Source organism: Deltaproteobacteria bacterium, assembly GCA_003696105.1.
Lineage (GTDB): Bacteria > Myxococcota_A > Polyangia > Haliangiales > J016 > J016.
In genome coordinates this window covers 1-10,904 of the sequence record RFGE01000049.1, presented here as the reverse complement: position 1 = coordinate 10,904, position 10,904 = coordinate 1, and the positions used below count along the sequence as shown (strand labels likewise).

At 70.7% G+C, this 10,904-nt stretch carries 9 protein-coding genes and 1 pseudogene; 6 read left to right on the top strand and 4 right to left on the bottom strand.

The genetic code is table 11. From position 1 onward, the window contains the following. The first annotated feature begins 195 nt into the window (after positions 1 to 195). From D6689_03100 to D6689_03090, 3 genes are all read left to right on the top strand, one after another. On the top strand, positions 196 to 2,031 hold the full coding sequence (locus tag D6689_03100) for a hypothetical protein (protein RMH44162.1): 1,836 nt from the start codon (positions 196 to 198) through the stop codon (positions 2,029 to 2,031). A gap of 151 nt (positions 2,032 to 2,182) precedes the next feature. Beyond that, a complete protein-coding gene (locus D6689_03095) occupies positions 2,183 to 3,511 on the top strand; it encodes a serine/threonine protein kinase (protein RMH44161.1) in 1,329 nt (442 codons plus the stop codon). Between the two features lie 56 nt (positions 3,512 to 3,567). Continuing rightward, the gene (locus D6689_03090; GenBank protein ID RMH44160.1) at positions 3,568 to 3,900 is read left to right on the top strand and encodes a hypothetical protein; all 333 of its coding nucleotides are present in this window, start codon (positions 3,568 to 3,570) and stop codon (positions 3,898 to 3,900) included. Positions 3,901 to 3,912: 12 nt separating this feature from the next. Here D6689_03090 and D6689_03085 read toward each other — a convergent pair. Continuing rightward, positions 3,913 to 4,599 (bottom strand): annotated as a pseudogene (locus D6689_03085) (serine/threonine protein phosphatase). On the opposite strand from D6689_03085, the gene D6689_03080 reads away from it, so the two are divergent. Further along, positions 4,469 to 6,481 (top strand): serine/threonine protein kinase, encoded by a 2,013-nt coding sequence (locus D6689_03080; GenBank protein ID RMH44159.1) that lies wholly within the window; start codon positions 4,469 to 4,471, stop codon positions 6,479 to 6,481. The pseudogene D6689_03085 and the gene D6689_03080 overlap by 131 nt on opposite strands. Positions 6,482 to 6,522: 41 nt before the next feature. Here D6689_03080 and msrA read toward each other — a convergent pair whose 3' ends face one another. After that, positions 6,523 to 7,176: a peptide-methionine (S)-S-oxide reductase MsrA gene (msrA, locus tag D6689_03075; protein ID RMH44158.1), complete on the bottom strand. Its 654-nt coding sequence runs from the start codon at positions 7,174 to 7,176 to the stop codon at positions 6,523 to 6,525. A gap of 23 nt (positions 7,177 to 7,199) precedes the next feature. Beyond that, complete coding sequence (locus D6689_03070; GenBank protein ID RMH44157.1) at positions 7,200 to 8,297, bottom strand: hypothetical protein; 1,098 nt, start codon at positions 8,295 to 8,297, stop codon at positions 7,200 to 7,202. A 6-nt stretch (positions 8,298 to 8,303) separates the two neighbouring features. On the opposite strand from D6689_03070, the gene D6689_03065 reads away from it, so the two are divergent. After that, on the top strand, positions 8,304 to 8,909 hold the full coding sequence (locus tag D6689_03065) for a response regulator (GenBank protein ID RMH44163.1): 606 nt from the start codon (positions 8,304 to 8,306) through the stop codon (positions 8,907 to 8,909). A 43-nt stretch (positions 8,910 to 8,952) separates the two neighbouring features. Further along, on the top strand, positions 8,953 to 9,915 hold the full coding sequence (locus D6689_03060) for a hypothetical protein (GenBank protein ID RMH44156.1): 963 nt from the start codon (positions 8,953 to 8,955) through the stop codon (positions 9,913 to 9,915). Between the two features lie 29 nt (positions 9,916 to 9,944). On the opposite strand, the gene D6689_03055 is transcribed toward D6689_03060, so the two are convergent. Next, the coding region (locus D6689_03055; protein RMH44155.1) for an insulinase family protein at positions 9,945 to 10,904 on the bottom strand (960 nt) is incomplete at its 5' end.

The following is a 10,904-nucleotide window of genomic DNA, read 5'->3' as shown; positions in this document are numbered from 1 at the left end:
TGCCCCGCCTGCGGTACGGCCGCGCCGCTCGTCGACGGCGCCTGCAGCGACTGCGGCCTGCAGCTGGCGTGACCGCGCGCCGGCAGCGGTCGAGACGCCGGCACTATACTGCAAGCCCCGGCTCCAGGTTGCGCACGATCGTGCGAGCCGAATCGGCGCGCCGCGCACACCTCGGGAGCGCAGCAGGGAGGGTTCATGCGCTGGTTCGGTTTCACGTTTCTGGCCGCCGCGATCGCGTGCGGCCCCTCGACGCAAGCGAGAGACGACGACGATCACACCGGGGACGGCGGTGCCGATCGGTGCGGTGGCGGCTGCCCGGACGGGCAGGTCTGCGTTCCCGACCTCGGGTGCCGAGACTGCGCGCCCGGCACGACGTACTGCGCCGGACCGGACGAAAACGAGGTCTGGCAGTGCAACGACGACGGGACCGGCGGCGAGCTCGTCGAGCAGTGCGACGGCAACGACGTGTGTCACAACGGCTTCTGCCTCACGCCGTGCGAACGCTCCGATCAGATCCCGTCGAACGTCGGCTGCCACTTCTACGCCGTCGACCTCGACAACGAGGCAGTGACCGGGACGATCCAAAACGACGCGCAAGCGCAGCAGTTCGCCATCGCGGTCGCCAACGTCAACGAGTACGAGGTCCGCATCGATGTGTTCAAGAACGTGGCGCGCTTCGGCGAACCGCTGCAGGAAGTGCTGGTCGCGTCCGAGACGATCCCGCCGATGGACCTCGTGCAGATCGACCTGCCGCAGCGCGAGGTGGACGGCTCGATGGGCCAAAACGGCACCTACGTGCCCAACTCCGGGTCGAACACGTTCGTGAGCTCCCACGCGTATCGCATCGAGTCCAACGCCCCGGTGGTCGCGTACCAGTTTCAACCGGTCATCCAGCAGTTCTCCAACGACGCGTCGATCCTCATTCCGCGCCAGGCGCTCGGCGAGAACTACTACGTGCTCGGGTACCCGACGGCGAACCCGTGCGGGCCGCCGCCCGGCCAGCCGGGCGCGATGGAGAGCATCCCGGACCACACCGCGATCACCATCGTGGGCGTGTACGAGGACACGCGGGTGCAGATCTTCCCGACGCATCCGGTCGCGCCCAGCGGCGGAGACAGCGGCATCGCGATCCCGGCGACGCCTGCCGGCGGCACGATCGACGTCACGATCGGGCCGTACGACGTCGTGAACCTCGCGTCGGACCAGCCGCAGGTGTCCATCTTCGACTGCCTGAACTACCTCGACCGCGACGGCGACTTCACGGGCAGCCGCATCGTGTCGGACAAGCCGGTGATCGTGTTCTCGAATCTCGAACGCGGCATCGGTACCGGCGGCACCAATCCGCCCGACCCGCCCGGCTGGGACGGCGAGACTTGCTGCACCGATCACCTCGAGCAACAGATGTTCCCGACGACGGCGCTCGGGTGGGATTTCGCGATCAGCCGCAGTCCGGTGCGGTCGACCGACCCGAACTACGAAGAGCCGGACATCTACCGCATCCTGGCCACGGAGGACAACACGCGCGTCACGACGAACCTGCCCGCGCCATTCGACAGCTTCACGCTCAACGCGGGCGAGTACAAGGCGCTGTACGCGTACAACGGGTTCACCGTACACGCCGACGGCGGCGCGATCATGGTGGGGCAGTTCCTGCTGAGCCAGGGCTACATCCCGCAGGGCGGCATCGGCGATCCCACGTTCGTGGTGTTCCCGGCCGCCGATCAGCACCGCAAGGAGTACGTCTTCCTCGTGCCGACGACGTTCCAGGACAACTACATGGTGCTGGCCAAGCCGGACACGGCGAGCGTCGAAATCGACGGCAGCGGCGAGTTCGGACCGGACTGCGACATCCGCCCGATCGGCCCGGTCAACGGGATCCAGTACGAACAGATGACGTGCGCGATGGCCGAAGGCGTCCACCGCGTGGTCGCGAGCGAGCCGGTCGGCCTCACCGTGTACGGGTACTACAACGTCGGGTCGTACGGCTACCCGGGCGGGTCGGACGTCAAGATCATCAATCCGGTCGACTGATCGCCTCGCCCGCCGCGACGCTACACAGTTTCGCTACGTTACGCGTCCACTGGTCGCCCGGCGACCGAACCTCGGTTCGCCGTCGTGCATTTCTGCAATTGAAAATACACTCGGTGAGGGCGGATAATCCCGGGCACAGGGGGCAGTCAAGGTGTCGCAGCCGACGGAGGTGTTCGGGCCCTACGAGGTATACGAGTGCCTCGGCAAGGGCGGCATGGCGACCGTGCATCGCGCGGTCCGGCGGGGGATCGAGGGCTTCGAACGCGTCGATGCGCTCAAGCGCCTGCTGCCGCACCTCGAGATCGACGCCGGCTTCGTCCGCGCGTTCGTCCGCGAAGCCAAGCTGGCGGCTCGCCTGTCGCACGGCAACATCGTCCAGATCCACGACCTGGGGAAGGTCGGCGACCGCTACTTCATCGCGATGGAGTACCTGCCCGGGCGAAACCTCGTGCACGTGCTGCGCCAGGCGCGAGCCGTCGCGCACCCGGCGCCGGTCGCGGCCGCGCTGTGCATCGTGGGCGAGATGCTCGACGCGCTCGGCTACGCCCACGCACAGGTGGACCACCGCACGGGTGCCCCGCTCAACCTGGTGCACGCGGACGTGTCGCCGTCGAACGTGATCGTGTCCGACGAAGGGCACGCGAAGGTGATCGATTTTGGCATCGCGCGCGCCGCGAGCGCTGCCGGTGCGCGCCGCCGGCAGCTCGTCGCCGGCAAACTCGGATACATGGCGCCGGAGGTGATGGCCGGAGAGGGCATCGACGCGCGCGCCGACGTGTTCGCCGTCGGCGCGATCGCATACGAGTTGCTCACCGCGCAGCCGCTGTTGCCGCGCGACAGCGCCGCTGCCGCGCGCGCCGCGCTCGACGCCGGGATCGCGCCGCCGTCTGCCGCGGGCGCCGCGTGCTCGCCGGCCATCGACGAGATCGTGATGACCGCGCTCGCGGTCGACCCGGCGCAGCGGTTCTCCAGCGCCGGCGCGATGCGGGACGCGATCGACCAGACGCTGCACGAGATGGGCGTCGCGGCCACGCGGCGCGCGGTCGCCGAGTGGCTCGCGACGGCGTTCGCGCTCGACCCGGTGCGCCGGCGCGCGGCGACCGCGGGAGGACGAGCGCGCACGTTTCCGCTGCAGCCGACGCCGGACGACGATCCCGATCACCGCGCAGTCGGCACGCCGGCGGGCGGCCGCGCGGCGACCGCGCCCCCCCTGGCGGCCGGCACGGGCGCCGCCGATCCGGCGGACGACGAGCCGACGGGCGAGCGGGCGGCGGACCGCGACCTTCCCGCGCTCGTCACCGAGAGCGTGGAGTTGAGCGACGCCGTGCGCGCGAAGCGGTCGCGCTCGCCGGCGGGCGCGACCCCGGAGGAGCCGGCCGCTCCGCGACGCCGCGCGCCGCGCATTTCGAGCCCACCGGTGCCGCCCGATCTGATGCCGCGCATCACGTTCCGCACGCCGTCGGATTCGCCCGACGAATAGCGCGGCGCGCGTCAGTCGCGCCGCGACGGCCCCGACGACAACACGCGAACGCCGTAATGGTCGCCCCGGTCGTCGCGCCGATGGCGCACGACCTGGCCGACGAACTCGACGAGCGACGCGGCGTCCGGCCCGATGGTGCCGGCGATGCGATCTCCCGGCGACAGGATCGGCCGGTCACGTTCCGCGAGATCTCGGATGTACATGCCGATCTCGCTGTAGTCGACCGTTTCGAACGGCACGACCCGATCGCCGATCGTGACGCGCACCGGCACGATCCCGCGAAAACGCACCGCCGCACGCTGCGATCGCACGTCGCGCAGCAACACGCGCCGCGGCCGCCGTTGCCGGGGCACGCTGAACACGCGGTCGCCCGGCAGCGCGATCGCTGACAATCGCCGGCGAAACACGCAGCCAGTGTCGATGTTGATGCGATTGGGCCGAATCGTGACCCGACGCACCGGAGTGTGCCCGTGCACGACGACCTTGGACCAGCGATAGTCAGTGGACAGGAACGGCCGGCGAATCCACAGCAGCGCCGCGCGATCGGCCACGGGATCGATCGAGTCGAGCGGCTTGGTCGGTACGCCGGCGTGGACGAAGAACGCGTGCTCGCTCTCCCAATACAGCCGCAGCGACCGCAGGAAGTCGATGTGCGCGGGCGGAATGTCGACCTCCCCGTGGGCATCGGCATAAGACGCGAGCGTCGAACTGCCCCCGTTGTAGATGAACGCCCCCGCGCGCGCCGAGTACGGGTCGTCGAGGAAATCGAGGAACATGGCCTCGTGGTTGCCCATCAGAGCGACGACGGGCACCTGCTCGCGCAATTCGATCACCGTGTCGATCACTTCGCGGGCGTTGGGGCCGCGGTCGACGTAGTCGCCGACGAACACGACCGTCGTGTCCCGCGTGAGCGCGAGCCGGTTGAGCAGCATCCGCAGCTCGCTGGCACAGCCGTGAATGTCCCCGACCGCGAAGATCACTGCCCCAGTATACCTGCTCCCTTTCGCGACCCGCCCGGCATGCCCGCCTCCGGACCTGCGGGTGACGGTGTACACTGGCTGCGTGCCCGCCGCCGCGCTCGGGACCATCGGCCGCTACGAGCTGATCGAAAAGATCGCCGTCGGCGGCATGGCCGAGATCTATCGCGCGCGCGTGCGCGGCGAACACGGCTTCGAGCGACAGGTCGCGATCAAGCGGATACTCCCGCACCTGGCCGAAGACGCCGACTTCGTCGCGATGTTCATCGACGAGGCCAAGCTCACCGCCCACCTATCGCACCCGAAAATCGTCCAGGTCTACGAACTCGACGCCGAAGGAGCCGATCTGTTCATCGCGATGGAGTTCGTCGACGGCGTCGACTTACTCACGCTCGTCCGCCAGTGCCGCGCGGAGGGGCTCGCCCTCCCCCAGCCGATCGCGGTGCACATCGTCCACGAGGTTCTCGACGCGCTCGACTACGCGCACCGCGCGAGCACCGCCAACGGGGCCCCGCTGAACATCGTCCACCGCGACGTGTCACCGGGGAACGTGTTGTTGTCGCGGCAGGGACACGTGAAGCTGGCCGACTTCGGCATCGCCCGCGCGGCGCGGCGCCGCTATGAAACCCAGACCGGCACCCTCAAGGGCAAGTACGGGTACATGTCGCCGGAGCAGGTGATCGGCGCGCCGATCGATCACCGCTCGGATGTGTTCGCCGCCGGGGTCGTGCTCGCGGAGCTGCTCATGATGCGCCGGCTGTTTACCGGACCCGGCGATCTCGACGTGCTGCTGATGGTCCGCGACGTCCAGCTCGACCGACTCGACCGATACGGCGCCGCCATTCCGCCGCCGCTGCGCGCGCTGCTCGATCGCGCGCTCCAGCGCGACCCGGCCGATCGGTTCGCGACGGCCGGCGCATTCCGCGACGCGCTCGGCGATTGGTTGTTCGCGAGCGGCCAGCGCGTCACGCGCCGAGACGTCGCCGCATTCATGGCTGACCTCGACCGCAGCGAGTCGGAGAAAATGCGCGCCGCCCTGCTCGCCGGCGAGCCGGTCGCCGACGAGATCGCGGAAGTCGCCACGCTCAGCGGTCCGGCGACGCGCGCGCGCAAGCTCGAAGCGGAGCAGCAGGCGCGGGTCGGCCGCGAACTGTTCCGCACGACGCCCGGGTTGGAAGATGCAGACGACTCGCCGTCGGACGACGGCATCCCGATCGTGTTCGACGACGCGCCGTCGGCGCCGGTGCCGAAGCGGGCTCCGACCCAGCTTCCCGAGCCCGGCGACGCGCCCGACAGCCTCGGCACGTTCGACCGCACGTCCCCGCTGCGCGTGCTCTACCGCATCGGCCATCACCGGCTCGACGGGCTGCTCGTCGTCGAACGAGGCGACGCGGTCAAGGAGGCCTACTTCGCCGACGGACAGCCGCTGTTCGTCCGCTCGAACGTGCTGAGCGAGCGATTCGGCGAGTATCTGGTCGCGCAGGGAGCGATCACCGCCGACCAATTGCGCCGAGCACTCGCGCTGCTGCCGCATTTCGGGGGCCGCCTCGGAGACACACTGGTCGGGTTGCGCCTGATGCGGCCGCTCGACGCGTTCCGCCAGCTCACCGCGCAAGTGCGCGCGAAGCTGGTCGACGTGTGCACGTGGACCGACGGCCGCTACCGCTGGTATGCCGGCCGCGAGAACCCGTGGCCCGCGTTGCCGCTCCACCTGAACACGTTCGAAATTCTGGGCGCCGGAGCCGCGGCAACCCCCGACCGGGCCGTGAGCGCGTGGGCCGCGCGCGCCCTCGACCGCCGCCCGCGGCGCGCGCGCGCAACGCCGTCGCGCTTGGACGCATTCGGCCTCGGCGAACGGATCGCGTACGTCCACGCCGCGCTCGACGGCGCGACGACCGTGCGGGATCTCATCGCCCGGTTCAACGAGCGCGACCGACTCGATGTGCTGCGCCTGCTGCGCCTGCTCGTCGAGGTCGATCTGGCCGCGCTGTAGGAGGCGATGGCCGCGCCGCGGCGACGCGCGCGCCGCCGCCGTCACGCCGCCGGCACGCCGACGCCGATCGGGCACGCGACCCCCGTGCCGCCCAGCCCGCAGTAGCCCGCAGGGTTCTTCGCCAGGTACTGCTGGTGGTAGTCCTCGGCGTAATAGAACGCCGGCGCATCGGCGATCTCGGTCGTGATCGGGCCGTACCCGGCGGCGGCGAGCGCCCGCGCGTACGCGTCGCGGGACGCCTCGGCAAGCCGTCGCTGCGCCGGCGAATACGCGTAGATGGCCGAGCGATACTGCGTGCCCACGTCGTTGCCCTGGCGCATCCCTTGGGTCGGATCGTGGCCCTCCCAGAACACTTGGAGCAGCCGTTCGTATGTCACGCGCGCCGGATCGAACACGACCCGGACGACCTCGGCGTGGCCGGTCATCCCGGTGCACACCTCCTCGTAGGTCGGATTCGGCGTGTAGCCGCCCGCGTAGCCGACCATGGTCGTGACCACACCGTCGACCTGCCAGAACCGGCGCTCCGCCCCCCAAAAGCAGCCCATTGCGAACAGGGCCATCTCCGTGCCGTCGGGAAACGGCGGCGCGAGGGGCGTGCCGAGTACGAAGTGGCGGTCTGGAACCGGCATCGGCTCGGCTCGGCCGGGCAGCGCCTCGTCGGGTGAAGGTAACGTGAGCGGGCGATCGCGCACCATGCGGTCACCGTAGCACGCGCCCGTCAGCGCGTGATCGTCCGCTCGAAGTTCACCGCGCCGGTGCGGTCGATGAACTGGCCGGTGAACGTGTTGCGGTCCACGACGACGTACAAGAACCCTTCGGTGGAATCGTCCTGCCAGTGGGCGGCGTTCGGCGCGGGGTCGCTAAACGGCGTCGTCTTGGCGCCCGCGCCGCTCACGATGAGTTCCGCGCCGCACAGCGCCGACGGCGCGTCCAGCCACTGCCGGTTGTGGTCGTGACCGGCGAAATAGACGGCGACCGTGCCACAGACCACGTCGTCGAAGAACGCCTTGACGTGGTCGCCGTTGAGCACGGGCAGCGGGTTCGGGATCTCGACGCCGCCCACTTCGATCGACTCGTAGTTGCCCGCGTTGCCGTGCCGGCCGTTGGACAGGTATGGATGGTGCCCGGCGGCGAACACCCAGTCGGCGCCGGCGACCTCGGCCAGCGCCGCCGCATACCACTCGCGCTGATCGCCGTGGGTGGTGTCGTCCCACAGGATGCTGTTGGTGTCGAGCATGATGAACCCGACGTTGCCCCACGTGAACGTGTAGTGCGTCGCCGGCATCTCCCACTTGTCCGACACGTCGCTGTACATGACCTCGATCGGGCCCTTGTCCCACTCGTTGCCGAGGCCGCCCTGGTCGAAGCCGAACAGGCTGCCGCCGTAGTCGTGATTGCCGAGCACGACGTAAAACGGCAAGTCGATGTCGCGGTAGGGCTGTTCGAACTTGGTCTGCCACTGGGGGTCGTCGACCGAGTCGACGCCGGAGTCGTAGATGTTGTCGCCGAGCAGCACGACGAAGTCGCAGCCGCGCGCAGCGCACGTCGCCGCGATCGCCGCGGCGACGTCCGCCTGCGCCTGATTGCCCTCGCCGGTGTCCCCCATCACGACGAAGCGGACCGGACGGTCCGGCGGGACTCCCGCGTCCGCCGCGCCGCCGGCGTCGCGCACGCCGGCGTCGGCCTGCCCGCCCGCGGCGTCGCGCAGGCCGGCATCGGCGCCGGCCGCCGCGCCGGCACCGTCACCGCCGCACGCGGCGGCGAGGCCGGCGAGCGCGGCCACCCCCCACCATCGGTTGGACCCCGTGCTGCGCATGCCCTCATCTTGTCACGAGCGGCCGCGCTCGCGCACCGGTGCCGCCGACGCGGCGTGCCCCGCGCGCGGCGTCGAGCCCCCGCGGTCGCCTGCCGGACGGAGGGGTGTCAACAGACGTTGCGCCCTTGCGCAACAGAACTTGCGATCCCGCGCCGCCGCGTGCGTAACTCGGCGACCGACCGTGGTTCCCGGCCGGCACGAAAGTTGCTCTGTATTTTGGGTAGCCGGGACAACAAAACAGGAAACCAAGGGAGGCAGGCAGCCGTGAAGATCCTCGTGGTCGACGACGACGTCGGGTGTGGCGCGACCCTGGGCAACGCGCTGCAGCAGCTCGGTCACATTCCCGTGATCGCCTGCCACCCCGAGGATGCGCTCGAGTTGCTCGGGCTCGACGTCGACGCGGTGGTGACCGACATCGACATGCCGGCGATGAACGGCGTCCAACTCGCGCGCGAGATCCGAGCGCGCCGCGCCGACTTGCCGATCGCGTTCTGCACGGGCAGCGACCCGTCGGAAGGGGTCGCTGCGGAGGCCGCGAAACTCGGACCGGTGTACCCGAAGGCGTGGACGCTGGCGATGCTCCGGGAACTCGTCGCGGCGCTCGGACGCTGACGCGCGGCCGATCGTCGACCGCGACCGCCGCGCGTCGCAACCGGTGGGCGCGCGCGCCGCGGCCCGCGCCGGCGCGGCGCCGCGGCCCGATCCGGGCTACGCTGTGTGCATGGCGCGCGGCTCAGTCGCGGTGCTCGCGTGCGCCGCCACGGTCGCCGGCTGCAGCGACCGCGCGCCGGCCCCGGCCCCCGATCGCGGGCGGGACGCCGCAGCATCCGGCGCGCCGGCCGCCGGCGAACCCGCCCCGGCGACCGCGGTCCCGCCGGACGGCGCGGGGCCGCGTGCGACGGTCACTCCCGGCGACCACGCGACGTCGATCGAGTTCGTCGGCTGGACGGCCGCCGGCGATCGATTCGCGCTCCGCGTGGCGCACGGTTACGACGACGGGAGCGCCGGTCGCAACTGGGTCGAAATCGTCCGCGTGGTCGACGCGGCCACCGGGGCCGAGACCGCCCGCTACCGCGGCGAGCGGATCGCGGGCGATGAGGTCGCCGCGGACGACCCGCTGTCGGCCGTGTGGAACGGCGCCCGGCCCGCGGCGGCGTGGCGCGCCTTCCGCCGCCACACGCCGCTGGTCGCGCAGGTCCCCGCGCTGGCCTCCGCGCGCGGCTGGCGGATCGCGGCCGCAGCGCGCGACGACCCTCCCGCCGGTTCTCGCTTCGCGTGGACGGAGCGCGACGGCCGGATCGAGACGCGCTGGTGGAACATCGACGCCGATCCGACTCGCCTTGGCCGCCGCCCCGCCGGCGGCGCACCCGCCGTCACGCTGGTAGCCGAGCGCGACTCCGTGCGCCACGAACTCATGGACGTCCAGCCGCCGTGGAGCTACGCGGATGTCGCCGACGCCGGCGGCACGCGCGTCGACGGCGTCATCACCGCGTACTGGTCGCCCGGTGGCGACCGCGCGGTGATCGTCGTGTCGCACGCGGTGCGCGGAGCGGACCGGGAGCACGGGCCGCTGGTGGACGCGACCTGGGCGGCTGTTGCGCTCGCCCCCGCGCCGTGACGCGCGAGGGCGAGCGCCGCGTCACCGCGCTACCAGCTCACGAGTTGCTCGGGCTTGACGCGGCGGATCGTGCCGATCTTGCCGAGCGCGGCCATGTCGATGCGCGATTCGTCGCCCATCAGGCTGATGATCGCGGGACCGGACGAAAACTGCGCGGCGAACGACTCGAGCGCCGCCTGGTCCAGCTTGCCGATCGTCTCCCAGTAAAACGGCCGCGGATCCTTGTCGCGACCGAGGTCGTCCCACGCCAGCACCCAGTTGGCGACCGCCCGCGGGTCGACGCGGCTGGCGCGGTAGCGGCGGTCGATCGCCTGCTTGGCCTTGGCCAGCCGATCCGGTTGCATCGGCAAATGGCGCAACAGATCGAGCATCGTGGTGAGCGCGTCGATGGTCTTGTCGGACTGCGTGCCGATGTAGCCGAACACGCCGGACTGGTCCTTCGGGCGCCTGCCGGCGCGGTGTCCGGCGAACGCGCTGTACGCGAGCCCGCGCGCCTCGCGCAGTTCCTGGAAGATCAGGCCGCCCATACCGCCGCCGACGTAGCCGTTGTACAGCTCTGCCTTCGGGCGCTCCTCGAACGGAATGGGCGGCTTCGGCAGCATCAGGATGATCTGGGACTGCGCGACGTCCTTCGGCACGAAGAAGATCTCGGTGCCGCGCGTCTTGCGGTACACGACCGGCTTGCGCGGCCGCACCTTCCGGTGGCGCTTGCCGATCGCGACGATCTTGGTCACCGCCGCGCCGTCGCGCGGCCCGAAGTAGGTCGTGCGGTGCCGCGTGTTCGGAAGGGCCGCCAACACCTTCGCCAGCTTGCTCAGCTTGGCGCTGCGAAGCTGGCGGTTGCTCGGCGCCAACAAGTACGGGCTGTCCTTGCCGCGCAGCGCGTACGACGACAACGCCTGACTGACGAAGCGCGGCTCCTGCAGGCGATCGCGGCGCTGGCTGATCGTGTTCTCCACCAGCTTGTCCAGCGTGTCCTGGTCGAGCTT